Genomic DNA, 21,036 nt, shown 5'->3' on the forward strand with positions numbered 1-21,036 from the left:
GTAAAAGGGCATTTTTTATTTAAGATAATTTTCCACAATTTTGTTACCCCCTAAAAAAGGAGTATTCACGATTTTTCAACTTTCGGTTAAAATAAATTCAATGAATTCAGAGGCTAATGCTATATGGACTGAATGTTTGCGGGTGGTCGAAAAACACGTCAATGAACAGAGTTTTTCGACTTGGTTTAAACCAATAATCCCTGCACGAATCGATGGATCTGTACTTACCATACAAGTCCCAAGTCAATTTTTCTACGAATGGCTGGAAGACAATTATGTTGAAGTATTAAAATTAGCCATCAAAACTATTTTAGGGGCTCAGGGCAAATTAGAATATGCTGTAGTAGTAGACAAAGGGAATTCACAAAACCAACCTTATATGGTTAGTTATCCCCAAGGAGTAAACAGCCCTGCAGCCATCAAAAAAAAGGAAAACCTTGCATCCGCACACAGTCCTTTTGATCTTTCTAGTTTGGATGAACAAACAACCTTACAATCCAACCTTAATTCCACTTATACCTTCAGCTCTTTTATTGAAGGTGATTGTAATCGTCTTGCCCGATCTGCAGGATTTGCGGTAGCCAATAAACCTGGAATCACCTCATTTAACCCATTGATGGTGTATGGTGGTGTAGGTTTAGGAAAAACGCATCTCGTACAGGCCATCGGAAATGAAATCAAAAATGGTCCTGATGAAAAGTTTGTACTCTATGTTTCTTCAGAAAAATTTGTCAATCAGTTTATGGATGGCATTAAAGATGGAAACATCAAATCTTTTACAAACTTTTACATGCAAGTGGATGTACTGATCATCGATGACATCCAATTTCTGGCTGGAAAAGGTAGAACCCAAGAGATGTTTTTCCACATTTTCAACCATCTGCATCAAAATAAAAAGCAAATCATCATGACCTCTGATTGTGCTCCTAAGGACTTAATGGGCTTAGAAGAACGATTACTCTCCCGGTTTAAATGGGGGCTCACGGCAGATTTGCAAATGCCTGATTTCGAAACAAGAATAGCGATAATCAGAAAGAAAATGCAGTCAGAAGGAATAGATATTCCTGATAATGTGATTGAATACCTTGCTTACACTGTTGACACTAATGTAAGGGAACTTGAAGGAGTCATGATTTCTTTGATCGCCCATGCTTCATTGAGCAGGGTCGAAATCAGTCTTGAATTGGCCAAGACAATCATGAAAAACATTATCAAAGACATTGAGACTGAAGTGAGCATAGAGTTTATTCAAAAATCCTGTGCAGACTATTACGGTATCAAGGTAGAAAACCTGAAAGCCAAAACCAGAAAAAAGGAAATAGTAATTGCCCGACAAGTTGCAATGTATTTTAGCAAGGAGTTTACCAACCATTCATTAAAATCTATCGGTTATCATTTTGGAGGAAGAGACCATAGTACAGTAATTCATGCCGTTCAAGCTGTTAATGATCTTATGGAAACAGAGCCATCTTTTAGAAATGCAGTGCAGGAGCAGAAAAAACAATTTAAGATCAGGTCCTACTAATTGAACCTATCAAATCTTTATGCTTAAACCATCCCTTTTTAATGGCTTTCTGTAAAAGGATACTTTTTAAAACTTGAATTACCCATGGCCGTTTTTTCATAACTACCAATACAGAATTCTTGAAAATCCGCTTTAAAATAAGGTGCTTCTGGAAACAAATCGAGCTGGTCTAGAGGTTGATTAAAAAAATACACCTTTGTGTTTCCATACTTGGTATGCGGCATAAAATCACCATAGGCCCGCATTTCCTCCCAATCTTCGCTATCTGTAAATACTGCAAAAATTCTAACCACCGGACCAGTATTGTTTTCATTTCTGTAACTGGCTAATTCTGTGTAGTTACCCTTCAGGTCCTTAACCCCTGGCTGACTCAAGCTTTGGTAAACAATCACCATTAAAAGCCCACCAACCAAGACAGCAAGTAAATAAATAATATTTTTTGATTTCATATGTCCTAAAAACAATCTTAAACAGTTAATTTAGCCAAAAATAGCAAGAATGGCCTTCGAATACGTTAAAGCTTTACACATTATTTTTATTGTAACCTGGTTTGCTGGGTTATTTTATATAGTCAGGCTTTTTATCTACCAAACAGAAGCCTTGGATAGACCTGAAGCTGAGCGAATAATATTAAAACCCCAATTGGATTTAATGGCAAATAGGCTTTGGTACATCATTACCTGGCCATCGGCGATTTTGACGCTAATCTTCGGGACATGGGTGTTGTTTTACCGACCTGGATACTTGTCCATGCCATTTATGCATGCAAAACTAACTTTTGTTTTATTGCTTTATATCTATCATTTTCGTTGCCACTATATCTTCAAATCACTGCAGAATGGGAAAGCAGTTTGGTCCAGCACCAAACTTAGACTTTGGAATGAAATAGCAACCTTATTACTATTTGCAATAGTATTTTTAATCGTCCTCAAAAGTTTAATCAATATGGTTTGGGGAATTACAGGATTAATCCTTTTGGGCATCGCCCTAATGCTTGCAACGAAATGGTATAAAAAAATGCGTGAAAGGAACTAAACAACACTTTTCACTGTCATACTAATTAAAAATAAAATGCTTCGATTCATTTATTTAGGTCCTCTATTTCTATGTGTTTTATTCTTCAACTCCTGCCAAACAAGCTCAAATAACGATGTATTACCTATCTTGGGCAATAGGCATGTAGAGGAGGTAATTATTGATAACAAAACAGTAAAGGATACCATCTATCATACGATTGCAGATTTTAGTTTTACCAATCAAGAGGGTAAACAAATAACCAATGCTGATGTCAAAGGAAAAGTCTATGTTGCCGATTTTTTTTTCACTAGCTGCCCTACTATCTGCCCAGTGATGAAGAAACAAATGTTGAGGGTTTTTGAAGCCTATAAAGATGATCCAAACTTTATGATTTTAAGTCATACCATAGACCCAGAGTATGACACCCAAACTCTTTTAAAAGATTACTCCATGAGGCTTGGCATTGAGAATGCAAATACTTGGAATTTTCTGACTGGTGATCAAGAAAAAATCTTTGAAATTGGTCAAACAAGTTACCTTACTACAGCCATGAATGATAAAAATGAGCCTGGTGGATTCTTGCACTCAGGGGCATTTGTACTGATTGATCAATTTGGAAGAATTAGAGGGGTTTATGACGGAACAAAAGAAAATCAGGTAAACTTACTCATCAAAGACATCCCCAAATTACTCAACGAGAACAATGAGAGCAGCAATAGGTAGTTTATTATTAATACTTTTCACTAGCTGTCAAAGTACTGATTCTAATAGTCAAAACGGTATTGATAAAATTAATGACCTAAAAACAAAGCAATATGCTATTCAAGGTCAACAACTCTATTTGCAACATTGTAGTAATTGCCATCAAGAAGATGGAACAGGGTTAAACAGGCTCATCCCCCCATTAAGCAAGGCTGACTATATGATTACTGATGTAGGCAGAAGCCTTTATATCATCCGAAATGGTCTTAAGGGAAGCATTATGGTGAATGATATTGAATACAATCAGCCAATGCCAGGAAATAGTAATTTGACACCTTTGGAAATTGCCCAAATTGGCACTTATATTTATAATGTATGGGGAAATGAACATGGGCTTATTACTCCCGAAGAAGTAAATAAAGCCCTTGCTCAAGAACCAAAATTATAATAGTGCCTCGCTTTTTTCAATAGCCAGTAGAATGTCTTTTTTTACTTTTTCTACCTTTACCAGCTCTTTTTCTAAGTAAGCTTTTGCTTCCTCATCGGACATTCCCTCAAGATCTGTCTCAAATTGTCTCATCCATACAAACATTTCGTCATAGGCTTTCTCACAATCTGTAGCTGCTGCCTTCAAACCGCTAATCTGTTTTTGAAGATTTTCCGAGTCCTCTGATTCCTCAAGCTCTGCAGCTTTTTCATTTAAAACCTTCTGATTAGATTTCAAAGTACCTATTTTAGGCATTACCTCATCATGAACTTGAATGACCTTTTCTTTTAGCAATTCATTTTCGCTTATTTTCGGTCCACAAGAATAAATTGATACACATAGCAAAATAAACAATACAATTGGTGCTTTTTTCATGGATTATTAAGTAGTATATGGTTTGAAACGGAATTAAATTATATCAAATGTTATAAAAATAAGATGATAAAAAATGCACCAATAATATTTTGCCCAGCCTATTCCAATAAATCGTCAACAAAAATTTAGATGGAATATTGACAATGACTACCCAAAATATGTGCTTAAATCATGGGTCAATAATTCTGGCCTCTTTAAGGATATACATCAATTTTTCAGGATCTTTCGCATTAAGCACCAAATTTCCAGTTACCTTTACCTTTTTAGAGGTGTATTTGACGGGTTCTTTTAACATAACCTCCATCACTGTTTCTGGCCCACCCGAACCACAAAAAAAGCATTCTGCCAAAGGAAGCGAAGAAAGTATAATGTGCTCAGGTTTAAACATCCCTTCAAAGGGTATAATATAACCATCAGCTGTAATCTCTTTACCTTCCATCTCCTTAATCTTATCCCCAAAAACAGGCAAATACAACTCACCAAAGTCATCCTCCCCGATTTCATAGGTTACATCGGATAAGTTTTTCCAAACATTTTCTTGTTGCCCTATGGCAGAAAAAGACAGCAAGCCTATCAATAAAACTAAACACCTCATACTCTCTTATTTATTTGGTCAATTGTCCAGCGATTTGTGTCCTATATGCATTCCATGCAGGAATGATGGAAGCCAAAACTCCCACCGACAAAGCATAGGCCAATACCCACCATTCTTTCTTTATAAATACAAAAGTCTTAAAATCTGAAATTATTCCTTGTTCATTTACCATAACCAATAAATAGAGAAAAAGGTGTCCGAGAAATAATCCTGCTAATGCGCCTATAAAGGTAAGTAGGATTCCTTCTAGCAGAATTAACAAAAACAATTGGCCCTTGGAAGCACCAATTACACGCATCACAGCCAAATCGTAATTCCTTTGTTTAAGTGAACTGTATAAGGCAATAAATATGCCCAAGCCAGCTATCAATATAATAACAAGTGCCAAGCCCTGAACCAAAGCAATGCCTATTCCTAACAATTCGAAAAGTCTCGAAATCTCAAAAGAAGGAGATGCCGCTTGCAATGAGCTTCTACTATTAATAAGTCTGGGAAGTTGGACAGCTGCTATTGGATTTCGGTAAGAAATTAGCACAGTGGTCAATTCTCTTGCTTGATCGGTTTTCGGAAACCCTGTTTTTTCAACCTCCTGCTCCAGCTTTTTTTTGCCAAAATCTTCGTCATGGGAATACCAAATGGATTCTATACTGGTTAATATGAGTTGATCGATCACATTATAAGAAGGAGCTAAAACGCCCACTACAAGATATGCTTGTTCATCATGTTCATGACTTGCAGAGGCTATTCCATGGGAGCCTACAAAAGTATCTCCTACCTTTAGACCTTTCTCCTTTGCCACTCGACTTCCCAAAACTACCTCAAATGGTTTGTTCCAGGCATTTCCTGAATTAAAACTAACATCGTAAAGCTCAAGGTAATCGTGGTTAGAACCAACAATTCTAAATCCACCAAAATTATCCCCAAGCCCCATAGGTATGGCTTTCTTTATTAAACGGTTTCTGGAAACAGACTTTGCTTCATCTAGAGGGATATTCCCTGTTGGGAAATCGATATGATAAACAGAGGAAAGCACCAACTGTAGAGGACTTCCCTTGGCCCCAATGACAAGATCAATCCCTGAGGCATCCTTGTTCATTTTATTCTCAAACTGCTCTTCAATAAGCAAAAGAACAGTTATAATGGACAAGCCCAAAGCGAGAAGAAGTATATTTAGACCTGTACTCAAAGGTTTATCCATTAAGTACTTCCAGCTCAATTTAAATATATTCATAAGCTTCCTGATTTTATGGATATACTTCTATCAATCTGATCTTTTATTCGATAATCATGGGTAACTATTATCAGGGTTGCCTGAAGCTTTCTTGCTTGGTTTTTAAGAAGATTTACAACCATCCTGGCATTGTCATCATCCAAGCTAGCTGTAGGTTCATCGGCCAAAATAACTTTAGGCTCATTTACCATTGCCCGAGCAATAGAAACCCTTTGGGCTTCTCCTTCACTCAAAGTTTGAATGCGGGCATCCTTCTTATCTTGAATCCCCAGCTCTTTCAGGTAATAGTCAAGTTTATTTGCTGTTGGTTTATTGGCGAAAAAATGCGGGAGACAGATGTTTTCAGACACCGTCAATGGACCAAGAAGGTGAGGTTTTTGAAATACTATACCAATATTACTCCCCCTAAACTTATCTAAATCATTCCCTTTCAGTTCATATAGTGATACTCCATCAATCCAAACCTCCCCTTTGTTCGGTGCCTGCAAGCCCCCAATTATATTTAGAAGGGTTGTTTTTCCTGACCCTGATTTCCCTAAAACCAATAATTCATCACCTCTATTTAATCCAAGGTCAGGAACATCAATTTTTGGTTGATTTTCGTAAGAAAACTGAATCTCCTTAACAATAATCATTGCCAGTTACTTTTTTGCAGGTATTTCCAAATTAAATTCAGTTCCTTTATTGAGCTTACTTTTGAAATCAATCTTTCCCCCCATAACCTCAATGCACTTTTTCACTATGGACAAACCTAGCCCTGAACCTTCTCTTAAGCCTACATTCTTAGCCCTAAAAAACCGATCAAAAAGTTGGGATTGTTCAGCTTCATTGATACCAATACCTTCATCTTTAATATTTAAGAAAAGTGTATCATTTTCATGTTTTACTTTGAAGTAAACAGAGCCACCATCTTTCGAATACTTAACCGCATTCGATAGTAAATTCTCTAAAATCTGATACAATAGGTCCATATCAGAGGTGATCATTTTAGGAATTTTCTCGAATTCCACGTTGATCTTTACATTATTGTCAATCCCGGCTTTCACCATGTCCACCACCTCATTGAGGAATGCTGAAGTGTAAATTCTCACCGGTTTGTAGTTCATCTTATCCGCATCGGCTTTACCAAAGAATAAAACACTTGTCAGAAGACTATTAAGGTTCCGAACAGAATTCTCAATTTTATTTGCATGCTTTACCAATTTGGCTTTAAAAGGATGCTCTTTTTCCGCATACAATTTCAATAATTGAGCAGAACTTAATATAGATGTTAAAGGAGTTTTAAAACCGTGGGAAACGTTTTGAACAATTCTTGATTTTAATTCACTAAGCTCCCTTTCTTTTTCCAAAGCTTTCTGAAGCTCCTTGTTGGCTTCATTTAAATCAGCAGTCCTTTTTTTGACTTTTTCTTCCAGCTCATTGTTTAAGCTCTGAAGTTCTTTCTCTTTTTTATCTTTAAAAATGGCCAATTCAATAACCATATTCAATTCCCTTATATTAAAGGGCTTGATAACATAGGCACTCGGATTGGTAACAGCGACCTTCTGTAGGGTTTCACTATCTGAGCTAGCTGTAAGGTAAACCACAGGAATATTGTATTTTTCATTAATAATTTCCGTGGTTTTAATTCCATCCAGCTTCCCAGAGAGATTAATATCCATCATGACAATGTCTGCATGGTTTTTTTCAAGAATTTCCAAGGCAATCTCACCTGAATCAGCCATTCCAATAATCTGATGGTGGTTCTTTTCAAGTGCTTTTTTTAATAAAAGTGCCGAGACGGTATCGTCTTCGGTTATCAATATTTTAAGAGAAAACATACTTACAAAATTAAATAATAACGTGCCCCAAAATAATTTATATACAAAGTGGTATTGAAATCCGCACTAAAGTACCATTACCTTTTTCACTTTCAACTTGAATTTGACCATTTAACTTTTCAACCAAGTGTTTGGTAATGGCTAATCCAAGGCCTGATCCTTCAAATTTACGGTTAAAACCGGTACTTTCTTGTTCAAAAGGGTAAAACAATTTGTCCAAATAATCTTTACTAATACCTATACCTTGATCATGTACTACTATAATCAATTGATTTTCAAAGTTTTCAATTACAACTTGAATAAGTCCCTTTTCTGAATATTTAACCGAATTACCAACGATATTATTGATAATAATTTGAAGGTACTTTCTCTCGATTTTTGCGTTAAAGGGTTTAGTTAAAAATTTTGAAGTGACTAATATACCTTTTTTAATCCCTACGGATTTATGATTTATCAATATTTTTGAAACAAAATCATTTACATTGGTTTTTTCTAAAACAATATTCAGCTCATCGGACTCCAATGAAGACAAATCCAGTATATTGGTAATGGTATTGAGTAAGCGTTCTCCACTTTCCTTAATAATATTCAAATGCTCCAAAAGTTCCTTGTCTTCCGACCTAATTTGGCTTATGTATTCAGTACTGCCAAGAATACCATTTAAGGGTGTGCGAATTTCATGACTCATATTAGAAATGATATTCCCTTTCAATCGACTTACCTCCTCCGCCTTATCTTTGGCTATTTCCAAGCCCTTCTCATAAGATTTTTTCTTCGAAATATCTCGAAAAACATTCAAGAACAACATATTCCCTTCAAAGTTTTCCTTCATTTTGGAAATGGAAACTTCTATCTCCCTATCTCCCGATTTCAAAGGCATTTCAAATTCTCGTATTACGGTACTTTTGGTATTTGAGTTAAGTTCATCAGCTATTTCATTCCTTACCTTTTCGTAGAAATCTGTGTCGCGAAACAAATGCTGAAGCCCATTTTCAATCAACTCATCCTCGCTCACCTCTGCCATTTTACAAATGGTGGGATTAGCAGAAATAACCTTCCCTCCAAAAACAGACAGTACCATGCCTTCTTGAGAATTGTTCCAGACTATTCTAAATTGATCCTCCCTTTCTGCGATCTCTCTATTTTTCTTTTGAAGTGTGATTTTTAATATCCCTCTGTCTTTTGTCTGCTGAATAAAAATACATACTCCATAAATGATTGCAAGTAAAAAAATGAAAGCAATTGCTAAAAACCAATAATTATTATAAACTGAAAAACCAACCACGGTCTGCCCGGTCACAGGTTCAGGATTTACAGCCAATAAGGGCATCAAGGCCAACTGGTAGCTATCCGAGGACATTTTTTTCGACAAAACCTTACTTTTTCCGGAATTTCCCATATCTCTCTCCCATTAGGGGATCGATTTATTTAATATTTTATTACAAGCTAAAGGAACGATAAAACTTTTATCTCTTTCTTCAAAAGTTCACAAACAAAGATTAAAATAGCACCTGTTGAAACATATTAAAATTAGTCTCAAACAATTTTTTTTTGATTTAAGCTGTCTTAAAGGATTTTATATTTGCCTGAATCCACTCCTCGTTTAAATCCAAAGATGTTGATTTCATAATCGTTGAGGGTACTTTTAGCAATTTTTTGTATCCTATTTTTATAAATCTACCCAAATAAACCCTAATTTACCTTAAAAAAACAGGAAATGAATTTTTGATGAAATAATTTTAGTGTCTATTTCCTAATATAATATTAGCCTTAGCCTAGGGCTAAAACAGGCTTCTGGAGTACTAGAATTATTCATTTGTAGGGTTAAGTAGGAACCATAAAAATATAAAAAGTTATCTATAGTATAAATTAAATCGATATTGTTTGCAATTTCTTTTTGTGATCACTCTTTATCTCCTATTTTTGTAGCAAATTAATTAAAAGCAGACTTATGAGCGTATTGGTAAATAAAAATTCCAAAGTAATTGTACAAGGGTTCACAGGAACTGAAGGTTCTTTTCACGCCCAACAGATGATAGAATATGGTACCAATGTAGTTGGGGGTGTAACACCTGGAAAAGGTGGCGATACTCATTTAGGCAGACCAGTATTTAATACTGTAGAAGATGCAGTGAAAGCCAAAGGAGCTGATACTACCATAATCTTTGTTCCTCCAGCTTTTGCGGCAGATGCTATTATGGAAGCGGCGGATGCAGGTATTAAAGTAATCATCGCCATTACTGAAGGAATTCCTGTAAAGGACATGATGAAAGCCAAGCCGTATGTTAAGAAAAAAGGAGCCATTTTGGTAGGGCCAAATTGCCCGGGAGTAATCACTCCAGGTGAAGCTAAGGTTGGCATCATGCCTGGTTTTGTCTTCAAACCAGGACGGGTAGGAGTTGTTTCCAAATCAGGTACGCTTACTTATGAAGCAGCTGACCAAATCACAAAAGCTGGATTAGGTGTTTCTACAGCCATTGGAATAGGTGGTGACCCGATAATCGGTACCTCCACTAAGGAAGCGGTTCAACTATTAATGGAAGATCCTGAAACAGACGCTATCGTAATGATAGGAGAAATTGGCGGGAATTATGAAGCTGAAGCTGCCCAATGGATCAAAGAAAATGGCAATAAAAAACCTGTTGTAGGATTTATCGCAGGCCAAACAGCACCTCCAGGTAGAAGAATGGGACATGCTGGAGCCATTATTGGTGGAAAAGATGATACAGCCATCGCCAAAATGCGTATCATGAAGGAAAATGGTATTTTCGTAGCAGAATCACCAGCCGAAATAGGAGAGGTGATGGCTAAAGCTTTAGGTGTAGATGCCTAATAAAAGCTTCAGAATGCTAAAAGCATAATTATAGCAATTTTAAAAGGAGACCTGATGGTCTTCTTTTTTTTTGACTTATTTCAATCCTGCATAACCAAACCACTCACCTTCCATCAAAATAGTATTGGAATTAATGAATTAATTACCTTAAATTTAAGGCATAACCTTTATCTGAATCCAAATAAAACCTATGCCATTAATGAAATCATATATTTTACTGGTTATGGCTGTCTTCAGTTTTTTTGCAAGCATTGCACAGGAGGCCTTAGATTACACTACCGATATTATCCCGGTTTTGGACAAAAACTGCTATTCCTGTCACAATACCGGAAACCCTAAAGGAGGAGTGAACCTAAAAATTTATGAGGAAGAGGGACGTGTTATTAAAGATGGACAATTTTGGCTAAAAGTATTGGACCAAATTAAGTCAAAAGAAATGCCCCCGTCCAGTAAGCCAGAGTTGAATGATAATGAATACCATACCTTACTCAATGGAATCAATGGTATTCTCATCAAATCTCTAGAAAAAAGAACTCCTGGCAAAGTCATCATCCGACGATTGAGTCACACTGAATACCATTACACAGTATTAGACCTGACAGGGGTGAGTTTTGACGCCATGAATCGTTTCCCAGCAGATGGTTCGGGTGGTGGCGGTTTTGACAATCAAGGTGGTTCATTGTTTTTCACGCCCCTTAAGATGGAAAGGTATTATGATGCTGCTGAAGAGATTGTCACATCTCTATATGAAGACCTAGAAAAATGGTCAGACCTTGTTCCCGAAAGCTATCATCAAAACATCTGGGAAAGGTTTATAAATTGGTTAATGCCTAAAATCAGTAGTAATTTCAAGCCCCTTAATCCACCTGAAAAAGCAGCCGAAAAAGTACTTTTCCCTTTTGCCAGCAAAGCTTATAGAAGGCTATTAAAATCTGAAGAAAAAGAAAAGTTTATTGACCTTTTTAATACGGTCTATTACTCACTTCCAGAGGAACCCAACCCACAGAAATTCAACAAATCCATTGCAGAAGTATTTAAAGCTATTTTAATTTCCCCCTCTTTCCTTTACAAAATGGAGGAAGAACCCTTAGGCCCTGCCCCTATTGCCTTAGGAGATTTTGAACTGGCTACCAGATTATCTTACTTCTTATGGTCAAGCATGCCAGATGATGAATTGTTTGACCTAGCCATGAAAGGAAAGCTGCAAGCACCAGGAGAAATAGAAAATCAGGTAAAAAGAATGCTCAATGACCCCAAGTCGGAAAGATTTTCAGAATCATTCGTAAGCCAGTGGTTAGGAATCAATAAGCTTAAAGATGACAATGCACCTTTAGCTGATTTGGTTAGGTTTCCTGAATTCACCCCTTCTATAAGAGAGGCCATGTTCAAAGAAACCACTTCCTTTTTCCATTATGTAATGACGGAAAGTAAAAACTTCCTTGACTTGATCAATAGTGATTATGCCTTTCTCAATGAAGAATTGGCTGATTACTATGGAATTGAAGGAGTAGAGGGAGACGATTTCAAAAAAGTAATGTTGGCCAACAATAGCAGGGGAGGCTTTTTGGGTTTAGGCAGTGTTCAAGCCGTAACTTCCTTGCCCACCAGGACAAGTCCTGTACTTAGAGGTAAATGGGTTTTAGAAGAAATATTAGGTACATCTCCTCCCCCTCCACCACCAGATGTTGCAGAATTACCTGAGGATGAGTCTTTACATGAGGACCTTGGATTGAAGGCTCTATTAGAAAAGCATAGGGAGGACCCGGCATGCCAATCTTGTCACGAAAAAATGGACCCACTTGGTCTAGGTTTGGAGAATTTTGGAGCAGATGGGAAATGGAGAGAAAGTTATGGGAACACTCCAATTGATCCTACAGGTGTTCTTACCTCAGGTGAGACCTTTGCAGGTCCTGCAGAATTGAAAGCATTACTTATGAAGGAGAAAGAAAAATTTGCACGGAACATTTCCAAAAAGACTTTGTCTTATGCTATAGGAAGGGGTACAACTTTTACTGATGAAATTGCCATCCGGGAATTGTCTGATTCCTTGATTGAGAATGATTTTAATCCTGATAAATTCGTTACCGCTTTGGTTCAAAGCTATCCTTTTAGGATGAAGATTAAGGATTTTCAGAAAAGAGTAAATGAGGTTGATTAATAATTTGAAATAGATTAACTTGAAGAATAGTTGAATTCAGGACGAAAAATAAATTTGTAGGATAAAATCTATCCTACTTTCTAAGATTCAAATAAATACAATCTGATTAATATTGATTACCGTCTGTTTCAAGTTTTGCTGGTTAGTTAAAGAAATATTTAAAAGCTTGCTTTAAAACGTTACTATTTATGAATAAGAAGTGGCAAATATCAAGGAGGAAATTATTGAAAGGGGTAGGCGCTGCCATTGCACTACCTATCATGGAGGCTATGGCCTCACCGCTAAATATTAAAAAATTTGGCAATGATGGGTTTCCTATTAGGTCCACTTTCATGTTTATGCCCAATGGTGTTCACCCCGATAGATGGACTCCTAAAGGAATAGGGAGAAACTATTCGATCTCTCCTACCCTAGAACCATTAGCACATCTGAAAGACGACATTTTGGTTCTAGGTCAGCTATGGAATAAACATTCATTATTTCAAGGATCTGATGGACACTATGCCAAAACTGCCAACCTACTGACTTGCCTCCCAATTCAAAAAACAGTTGGAGACAATATTAATAGTGGGGGTATTTCAATAGATCAACTTATTGCTAACCACTATAAAAACGAAACTCTTTTTCCTTCATTAGAATATGGCTTGGATCGTATACAGACTGGGGTTGACATCAATGTAGGATTCACCAGATTGTATGCAAGTAGTATTTCCTGGAAAAATGCCCTGACCCCTCTTTCAAAGGAAATCGACCCTAGAATGGCCTTTGACCGGCTGTTTAGAACTTTTATACCTGGGAATAATAAAATAGAAAACCCACACAAAAGCAGCATCCTAGATGCTGTACTAATGGATGCTAAATCCCTTAAAAACAATTTAGGCCGATCTGATCAAGATAAATTGGAAGAATACTTGGAATCTATCCGGTCCATTGAAAAAAGGATCAATAACCAAGATAGTATCAAGGATTTCGCAAGCAATATTACTCCTGACATCAAACGAGAATTGATTAGGGTAAACCAAGACATTGAAGAATATGCTGAAGTGTACAGCGGTGTTGATGTTACAGAAAAAACCCGCTTGATGTTTGATATCATCGCCTTAGCTATGTGGAGTGATGCAAGTAGAGTAGCCACCTTTATGTTTGGCAACTCGGTAAGCAACAGAAACTTTTCCTTCCTTGAGGGAGTAAACGGTGCACATCATTCGCTTTCTCATCACATGAATCACCAAAAGAACTTGGAACAATATGATCGGATTACGAAATGGCACCTTGAGCAATATGCCTACTTTTTAGACAAGCTAAAATCCATCAAAGAAGGCAACGGTACTTTACTGGATAATTCCTTAGTAATGTTTGCTTCTGGCTTAAGAGACGGTAACAGGCATTCTCCATTTGATCTTCCTATTATCGTCGGGGGACATGGGGGTAATAAAATAAAATCAGGTCAAAACCTTATTTATCCTAAAAACACTCCTTTGTCCAATCTTTATACTTCTTGGATGCAAACTATAGGTATTGAACAAACACAATTTGCAGACAGTACTGGCACCCTTGACGGAATTATAGCTTAGTAGTATTACGATCAAAGACAATCAATTAATAGTACACCACTATAACAGGCATTTTTCGCCTGATATACAGGATTCATATGGACAACAACGATCTACCACAAAATAACTTAAAGTGGGACTTTTTATTAAATAAAAAATTCATTCTACCCATTTTTCTAGTCACTACCTACCTCGCAATTTTTCTGGTACCCATTAGCGTGGCAGCAGAGAACCATTTGCTCGTGTTTTTTGGCAGGTTCCATCCCCTCGTCCTGCATTTCCCAATAGTATTGATCCTAATTACCACGGGCTTTATTTTAATGGGGTTTTTCAATCCAAGTTTTAACAAGCCAATCATTATTCGATCTTTACTGTGGACATCGGTGTTTTTCTCCTATATAACCATACTGGCCGGGTACCTTTTATATATTGCCGAAGGCTATTCAGGAGTTATGGTAACAAACCACCTAAATGGAGCTTTGTTAACCGGCATTTCAATTTCAATTTGCCTAATTATTTACGAATCAAACCTGCAAAGAAAATTAAAGAGTGGATTTGGCTTTTATTTGATTCTTGGAATAGCTAACCTCTCACTGGCCTATACCAGTCATCTTGGAGGTTCACTCACTCATGGTGACGATTTTCTCTCCGCACCACTAGCTGCTTTAATTCCTGCAAAAAAAATTGACAAGGCACCTGAAGACATGCTGCTTTATGAGGACATGGTTGCTACGATCTTTGAAACAAAATGTGTCTCTTGCCACAATGAAAACAAATCCAAAGGAAACCTTATCCTTAATAGTTATAAGGAAATCTTTGAAGCAGGTAAAAGTGAAAAACATGCCATCATACCTACCGACACAGCCAATAGTGAAGTTTTGGTAAGGGTTTTACTACCACTAGACCATGACGACAGAATGCCTCCGGAAGGAAAGCCTGGCTTAACAGAAAATGAAATCACTCTTCTTACTTACTGGATTGAAAATGGCGCTTCAGACAGTCTAAAATATGGAGACATTAAAAATGAGAAGATTTTGTCAGAAATCGAGGAACTGATGCCAACAATTCAACAAGCCCAATATAAGATACTTGAAGAGAAGGAGGCATTTAATACTGCTTTGCTAGAATTACAAGAAATAGGTAAAAAAGTGGATGCTGAAGTAACGGCTGATGAATTGTCCAATGGGAAATTCTTTGGGCTAAAGATGAAATTCCCACCCGGCCCATTTGGCAATGAGGAATTAAAAGAATTTTCACCCTATTTCCCATACCTATCACGCATTTCTCTAGCCTCTTCCAATATAGATGATGACGCCCTATTCCTTTTAGGAAAAATGCCGCAATTACGCAGACTGATTTTGCAAAAGACGAATATAAATGGTGAAGGACTTCCTTACCTGAAAGACCTTCCTAATCTGGAAGAACTGAACCTCTCCTTTACGCCATTGGATAAAGGACATTTACTTCACCTACTTGATTTCAAGTCACTTCAAAAAGTTTATCTCTTTGGCACTCCTATCGAACCAGAAGTATTTGAAGCAATACAAAAGCATAGACCAGAATTAGAAATTATTTTAGAAGAAGGGCCTTTCTATTAATGGTCTTTTTTTACTCTTTTAGGTAATATACCTATAAACTATTCCTATAATATATGTTCAAGATAATCAAAATTCATAAAACGCTGCACCTGGCCTTATTAATTGGTATAAGCCTTTTTTGTTTCCCACATTGTCAGTCGAAAACCAGTTCGGACACTGAAATACAAACGGTAGAAGAAAAGGTAAGAGGTATTGACCTTTTAAAAGCTTACGTAGAAAAGGACCAAGACGTATATGATTACGAATTGGCTTTTGAATCCAAAGGAGATGGATACTCCTACTATGTACTTAAAGTCATTTCCCAAAACTGGTTGACTGAAAAAGAAGTAACGGAAACCACCTGGTGGCATTGGGTTTCCTTTGTAGTTCCAGATGAACTCAAGCACAATACCTCATTACTTATTATTTCTGGAGGTAGCAAAAACACCACTGTTCCTGAAAAACCAGACGACATGATTCTTCAGGCAGCCTTGTCAACAGGTTCCACGGCTATCAAGGTCCATAATATCCCTTTTCAGCCTTTACAGTATGTAGGAGATACTTCAGGACTAAGAACTGAAGATGGATTGATTGCCTACGGTTGGAGAGAGTTTATGGAACGTGGTGCCAAGGATGAAGATGCTATCTGGCTAGCTAGATTTCCAATGACAAAAGCTGTGGTTTCAGCCATGGATGCAGTTGTAGATTATTCTAAAACCAACCTGGATATATCATTAGACAAATATGTAGTGGCAGGTGCCTCAAAAAGAGGATGGACCACATGGACCACTGCTGCAGTGGATGACAGGGTAATAGGAATGATTCCTATCGTAATAGACATGCTTAATTTAAGTCCTTCATTTAAGCATCACTGGCAAACCTATGGATTTTGGGCCCCGGCTGTAAATGACTATACTTTTGAAGGTATTTTTGATTGGATGGATAGTAAAGAATTCAAACGTTTGGAAGAGATCGTAGAACCTTATCAGTTTCTTGAAGAATACAAAGACATTCCTAAATTGCTTATCAACGGATCTGGGGATCAATTCTTCCTTCCTGACAGTTGGAGGTATTATTGGGAGGAATTACAAGGAGAAAGTCACATTGCTTATATTCCTAATGCTGGTCATGGACTGAAAAACTCTGACGCCCCTCAGATTCTTTTAGGCTTCTATTCTCATATCATCAATAATATAAAACGTCCATCCTATAGTTGGGAAGTTAAAGAAGATGCCATACATATTAAAACTGACATCAATAATCCTCCTGTAGCTGTCAAACTTTGGTCTGCAACCAATGAAAACACCAGGGATTTCAGGATTGATGTTTTGGGTCCACAATGGAAAGCTACCAATATCCCATTTGAAGCTGATGGAGAATATGTAATTCCAATAGCTGCACCATCTAAAGGCTGGTCAGGTCATTATGTTGAGCTTACTTATGCCGGAGATGCACCATTGAAATTTACAACCGGAATAAAAATACTTCCAGACACTTACGAACATGAATTGTATGTACCTAAAGAAAGAAAAGGTACACCAGTAGAATAAACCTTTATTCTAAAGCAAAAGCAATGTAGTAATCGCCGAGGGAGCAGCTTTTTTACCTCCTCCTGCTGCGGTTACTACCTATTATTTTCCGTCAACAGAATAAACAGTTCTTAGGTACTCCTCTTTAATTGCGAGGATAAACCAACTAAAAGGGTGATGGAGTATTAAGGAACGATGGATTCTAAGCTGGAAACCCTAGATTTTGTAAAAGGTTTCCTGACAAAAATAGAAAACTGCTCCATTCTGAGTTTTAGTAATAAGAAAAATGTAAATTTCAATTGAATAATAGATCTGAAGTATACTTTTAGCAGGTCATTAAGTACTGAAATTGAATCTTATGAAAAAATTAGTAATCTGTAGACACGCCAAATCCTCATGGGAAGACCCGCGCTTAAATGACCGTGTGAGACCATTGTCAAAAAGGGGATTAAATGATGCTCCGATGATGGCTAACAGAATGCAAACCAATCATGTTTTCCCTGAGAAAATACTTTCTTCAAAGGCATTGCGTGCAAAAATGACCGCAGAATTTTATTTAGCCACTTTTGAAAAAATGAATGTTGAATATGAAGAATCAGAGGCCCTCTATATGGCATCTGCTCAAGAGCATTTGGTTGAGATCAAAAAGACAAGCAATAAGATCGATACCTTGTTTATTTTTGGTCACAATCCAGGAATGACTGAATTAATCAATTATCTGGGAGAGCCATTGGAAAACCTTCCAACAGCTGCCTATATGGGTTTCAAATTTGAAGTAAATAGTTGGGAGAATATCAACGCTACTAACGCAAGATTTTGGATGTATGATTTCCCTAAAAACCCATCACCTAAAACTTCCTAACATCTTGTAAAACACCATCGAAATCCGAAGGGTTATTGATCAGGAACAATACCTTTTTTGCAACTTCATCTGGAGTACTCAATTCCCCATTGTCCTTAAAAGATTGAAATTTGGAAAGACCACTAAATTCATTTTGAGAAGCAGCTCTAATTGACTCCTGCATGGGCGTATCAATAATCCCAGGAGACAAAGCGAACATTTTAAAACCAAGGTTTTTTAGGTCAGATTCTTGCTGGGCAATCATCGTCATCTGATTCAATGCAGCTTTAGATGAGCTATAGCCTGACCACCCATCCACTATCTTCACCGCAGCACCTGAACTCACATTTACTACTATCTTATCTCCCCTAATACCATTGTATTTTTGAACAAAGGCATTCATCAAAATTGCTGGAGCGATTACATTTACTGAATGAATTGTTTTTATAGAACTTGAAGAAATATTTCCATTGTGAGCAATTTCACCTATCCATCCAGCATTATTAATTAAGACTACCTTATCAAAATCCTCAGATGGAAAAATTTCAGGTATTTTACTGATCAACTCATCAGTGTTTGCCAAGTCAATTTGTAAAGGTATAAAATTCCTTTCGGCCTTAATTGGGCTTCTGGAGACTCCTATTACCATTGTGTTTGGTAATTGAACCAAATGATTTTTAAGGGCCCCACCCAAGCCTTTACTGGCCCCTGTGAGGATATAAAGAGATTGTCTTTCCATTTTAATTTGAGTTTACAGTGTAAAGCTTGATAAAACTCGAAAAAGCTAAAATACCAAATTTTACTTGATCAGCCACTTGGTCGGAACCAAAGAGAATTAGAAGGAAGCTGCAAGGCTCAGTTCACTCTGCTCTTGGCCTAAACTTTAGGTTTATCAAATTGTCTACGTAATTTGGAACTAAGGGAATTAAATCTATAAAGAAGCATAATGGCCGTAAGTGTTAAACCAATCAACAACCCAATCCAAATACCCAATTCATTCCAATGCAACTTAAAGGCGAGGAAATAGCCAAGAGGTAAGCCTACCACCCAATAGGCAAGAAGTGTTACTAGGGTGGGTATCTTCACATCTGAAAGCCCTCTCAAGGCTCCTAAAGCAACAACTTGTAATCCATCAGAGATTTGAAAAATTCCAGCAATTATCAACAGACTGGCAGCCATCTTTATTACCAGTGGGTCGTCAATATAGAGTAAAGGCATGTAATTTTTCAACAAAAGAAAGAGGATGGCAAATACGGACATAAACACCGTCACCATTCCGAATATAGAAAAGCCAACTTCTCTGAGTTTTGAAATATCTCTTTTTCCAAGTTGATTACCTACTCTAACCATTGCTGCTGCTGATAAGCCCGAAGCCATCATATAGCTAATTGAAGCAAGATTAATGGCAATCTGATGGGCTGCCAAGGCATTGACACCAATCCACCCCATCATAATGGCTGCAGTACTAAATGCCCCTACTTCAAAAATAAATTGCAAGCCTGTAGGAATACCTATGCCTAGCATCTTCTTAATGATAGTCAGCCTTATTTGCTTGAGGCGTAAGCCACGTATATAGTTTTTATATCGATTTGATTTGGTTACATAAATGTACAGAGCCCAAGCCATAAATACCCTGGATATTAAAGTCGCCCATCCAGCACCATTCAATCCCAATTCTGGAAATCCCCAATTACCATAAATTAACAACCAATTCAGACCAATATTCAATAGATTAAAAATAACAGTAATAAACATGGCTTGTTTAGTCTGAGAAAGCCCTTCTATAAACTGCTTGTATGTTTGAAAAAACATAAACGGCAGTAAAGAAAAGGTAATGATCAACAGATATGGAATAGCTAGCACCACTACTTCTTGAGGCTGATTTATAAGCTTCAGTACTGGAGAGACAGCTAGGATAAATAGGAAAAGTAGAAATGAGGACACTGTATTGATAACAAAACCATGATTCAACAACCTCCCGATTTTCCCAGTCTTTCCTTCTCCATCTGCCGCCGCAACCATAGGAGTTACCGCCATGGAAATACCAATCCCGAACATTAGGACAACGAAAAATATACTATTGGCAAGAGAAGCAGCTGCTAGTGGGACGGCTCCTAATCTACCTACCATGATATTGTCTGCTACCCCAACCATCACTTGGCCGAGTTGACTTAACATTACCGGATAAGCCAGGGTAAATGTCTTATCAAAATTGTCCTTAAACCCTTTAAACATTAATTATTGATATTTATTTTTTCAATAAAATTGAAGTTTTTAAAATTGCAGCCATGCTGATGGCATCAGTAATTTGACCATTCAAAACCATTTCATAGGCTTCCTTAAAGGGTAAATGCCGAATCTTCAAATCTTCCGTATCATCAAACTCTGTTTCGCCTTGTGTCAAGTCTCTAGCCATATAAACATATCCAACTTCATCAGTTACTGAATTGGAGGTATGGATCTTTAATATTTCTGTCCATTCATTTGCCAATAGTCCCGTTTCCTCCTTAAGTTCTCTTTGGGCACTTTCTAGGGATGTCTGATCGGCTGGCCCTCCTCCCATTGGTATCTCCCATGTATACTCATCTAAGGTATAGCGGTATTGCCCAACCAACCATGTATACTCATTCTCATCAAGCGGAAGAATACCTATAGCGAGGTTTTTAAAACTAACTTTCCCGTATATTCCCTGTTTATTGGTCGGAGTTATTACCTGGTGTTCTTCTACCTTGATCCAAGGGTTGTCGTACACCTCTTTTTTAGAAATTGTTGTCCACGGATTTTTCATAAAAA

20 protein-coding genes are annotated in these 21,036 nt (G+C 37.2%); 10 read left to right on the forward strand and 10 right to left on the reverse strand.

Annotation, left to right across the window (positions count from 1 at the left end; all coding sequences use genetic code 11):
- Nucleotides 1–100: 100 nt before the first annotated feature.
- Nucleotides 101–1,525 carry a chromosomal replication initiator protein DnaA gene (gene dnaA, locus CA2015_RS00005; RefSeq protein ID WP_048640033.1) on the forward strand — a complete coding sequence of 475 codons (1,425 nt, stop codon included), beginning with the start codon at nucleotides 101–103 and terminating at the stop codon, nucleotides 1,523–1,525.
- Nucleotides 1,526–1,563: 38 nt separating this feature from the next.
- On the opposite strand, the gene CA2015_RS00010 is transcribed toward dnaA, so the two are convergent.
- Nucleotides 1,564–1,974: a hypothetical protein gene (locus CA2015_RS00010; RefSeq protein ID WP_048640034.1), complete on the reverse strand. Its 411-nt coding sequence runs from the start codon at nucleotides 1,972–1,974 to the stop codon at nucleotides 1,564–1,566.
- A 49-nt stretch (nucleotides 1,975–2,023) separates the two neighbouring features.
- Between CA2015_RS00010 and CA2015_RS00015 the strand changes: the two genes are divergently transcribed.
- The 3 genes from CA2015_RS00015 to CA2015_RS00025 are packed head-to-tail and all read left to right on the forward strand — an operon-like array spanning nucleotide 2,024 to nucleotide 3,692.
- Nucleotides 2,024–2,560 (forward strand): CopD family protein, encoded by a 537-nt coding sequence (locus tag CA2015_RS00015; protein ID WP_048640035.1) that lies wholly within the window; start codon nucleotides 2,024–2,026, stop codon nucleotides 2,558–2,560.
- A gap of 36 nt (nucleotides 2,561–2,596) precedes the next feature.
- Nucleotides 2,597–3,265, forward strand: coding sequence for an SCO family protein (locus CA2015_RS00020; RefSeq protein WP_048640036.1), 669 nt, complete (start codon nucleotides 2,597–2,599; stop codon nucleotides 3,263–3,265).
- Nucleotides 3,246–3,692, forward strand: coding sequence for a c-type cytochrome (locus CA2015_RS00025; RefSeq protein WP_048640037.1), 447 nt, complete (start codon nucleotides 3,246–3,248; stop codon nucleotides 3,690–3,692). Before CA2015_RS00020 ends, CA2015_RS00025 begins: the two co-directional genes overlap by 20 nt.
- On the opposite strand, the gene CA2015_RS00030 is transcribed toward CA2015_RS00025, so the two are convergent.
- From CA2015_RS00030 to CA2015_RS00055, 6 genes are all read right to left on the reverse strand, one after another.
- The gene (locus CA2015_RS00030; protein ID WP_048640038.1) at nucleotides 3,687–4,106 is read right to left on the reverse strand and encodes a hypothetical protein; all 420 of its coding nucleotides are present in this window, start codon (nucleotides 4,104–4,106) and stop codon (nucleotides 3,687–3,689) included. The genes CA2015_RS00025 and CA2015_RS00030 overlap by 6 nt on opposite strands.
- A gap of 169 nt (nucleotides 4,107–4,275) precedes the next feature.
- Nucleotides 4,276–4,701 (reverse strand): hypothetical protein, encoded by a 426-nt coding sequence (locus tag CA2015_RS00035; RefSeq protein ID WP_048640039.1) that lies wholly within the window; start codon nucleotides 4,699–4,701, stop codon nucleotides 4,276–4,278.
- 10 nt (nucleotides 4,702–4,711) lie between these two features.
- Nucleotides 4,712–5,932 (reverse strand): ABC transporter permease, encoded by a 1,221-nt coding sequence (locus CA2015_RS00040; protein WP_048640040.1) that lies wholly within the window; start codon nucleotides 5,930–5,932, stop codon nucleotides 4,712–4,714.
- A complete protein-coding gene (locus CA2015_RS00045) occupies nucleotides 5,929–6,567 on the reverse strand; it encodes an ABC transporter ATP-binding protein (protein WP_048640041.1) in 639 nt (212 codons plus the stop codon). Before CA2015_RS00045 ends, CA2015_RS00040 begins: the two co-directional genes overlap by 4 nt.
- A 6-nt stretch (nucleotides 6,568–6,573) precedes the next feature.
- On the reverse strand, nucleotides 6,574–7,752 hold the full coding sequence (locus CA2015_RS00050) for a hybrid sensor histidine kinase/response regulator (RefSeq protein WP_048640042.1): 1,179 nt from the start codon (nucleotides 7,750–7,752) through the stop codon (nucleotides 6,574–6,576).
- Nucleotides 7,753–7,789: 37 nt separating this feature from the next.
- Nucleotides 7,790–9,112 carry a PAS domain-containing sensor histidine kinase gene (locus CA2015_RS00055; protein ID WP_169786452.1) on the reverse strand — a complete coding sequence of 441 codons (1,323 nt, stop codon included), beginning with the start codon at nucleotides 9,110–9,112 and terminating at the stop codon, nucleotides 7,790–7,792.
- 591 nt (nucleotides 9,113–9,703) lie between these two features.
- Between CA2015_RS00055 and sucD the strand changes: the two genes are divergently transcribed.
- The 6 genes from sucD to CA2015_RS00085 all read left to right on the forward strand — a co-directional run bounded on the left by sucD (nucleotide 9,704) and on the right by CA2015_RS00085 (nucleotide 18,264).
- Entirely contained in the window at nucleotides 9,704–10,585 is an 882-nt protein-coding gene (gene sucD / locus CA2015_RS00060; protein WP_048640044.1) for a succinate--CoA ligase subunit alpha, read from the forward strand.
- A gap of 199 nt (nucleotides 10,586–10,784) precedes the next feature.
- On the forward strand, nucleotides 10,785–12,743 hold the full coding sequence (locus CA2015_RS00065; protein WP_240477889.1) for a DUF1592 domain-containing protein: 1,959 nt from the start codon (nucleotides 10,785–10,787) through the stop codon (nucleotides 12,741–12,743).
- A 188-nt stretch (nucleotides 12,744–12,931) separates the two neighbouring features.
- Nucleotides 12,932–14,317, forward strand: coding sequence for a DUF1552 domain-containing protein (locus CA2015_RS00070; RefSeq protein ID WP_048640046.1), 1,386 nt, complete (start codon nucleotides 12,932–12,934; stop codon nucleotides 14,315–14,317).
- Between the two features lie 77 nt (nucleotides 14,318–14,394).
- On the forward strand, nucleotides 14,395–15,894 hold the full coding sequence (locus tag CA2015_RS00075; RefSeq protein WP_240477890.1) for a c-type cytochrome domain-containing protein: 1,500 nt from the start codon (nucleotides 14,395–14,397) through the stop codon (nucleotides 15,892–15,894).
- Nucleotides 15,895–15,947: 53 nt separating this feature from the next.
- On the forward strand, nucleotides 15,948–17,423 hold the full coding sequence (locus CA2015_RS00080) for a PhoPQ-activated pathogenicity-related family protein (RefSeq protein ID WP_240477891.1): 1,476 nt from the start codon (nucleotides 15,948–15,950) through the stop codon (nucleotides 17,421–17,423).
- A 337-nt stretch (nucleotides 17,424–17,760) separates the two neighbouring features.
- Nucleotides 17,761–18,264, forward strand: a complete 504-nt coding sequence (locus CA2015_RS00085; protein ID WP_048640047.1) for a SixA phosphatase family protein — start codon at nucleotides 17,761–17,763, stop codon at nucleotides 18,262–18,264.
- Here CA2015_RS00085 and CA2015_RS00090 read toward each other — a convergent pair.
- The 3 genes from CA2015_RS00090 to CA2015_RS00100 form a co-directional block, all read right to left on the reverse strand.
- Entirely contained in the window at nucleotides 18,251–18,982 is a 732-nt protein-coding gene (locus tag CA2015_RS00090) for an SDR family NAD(P)-dependent oxidoreductase (protein WP_048640048.1), read from the reverse strand. The two genes, CA2015_RS00085 and CA2015_RS00090, sit on opposite strands and share 14 nt — an antisense overlap.
- Before the next feature lie 137 nt (nucleotides 18,983–19,119).
- Nucleotides 19,120–20,478 carry an MATE family efflux transporter gene (locus tag CA2015_RS00095; RefSeq protein ID WP_048640049.1) on the reverse strand — a complete coding sequence of 453 codons (1,359 nt, stop codon included), beginning with the start codon at nucleotides 20,476–20,478 and terminating at the stop codon, nucleotides 19,120–19,122.
- A 13-nt stretch (nucleotides 20,479–20,491) separates the two neighbouring features.
- Nucleotides 20,492–21,031: an NUDIX domain-containing protein gene (locus CA2015_RS00100; RefSeq protein WP_048640050.1), complete on the reverse strand. Its 540-nt coding sequence runs from the start codon at nucleotides 21,029–21,031 to the stop codon at nucleotides 20,492–20,494.
- Between the last annotated feature and the right edge of the window lie 5 nt (nucleotides 21,032–21,036).

Source organism: Cyclobacterium amurskyense (assembly GCF_001050135.1).
Classification (GTDB): domain Bacteria; phylum Bacteroidota; class Bacteroidia; order Cytophagales; family Cyclobacteriaceae; genus Cyclobacterium; species Cyclobacterium amurskyense.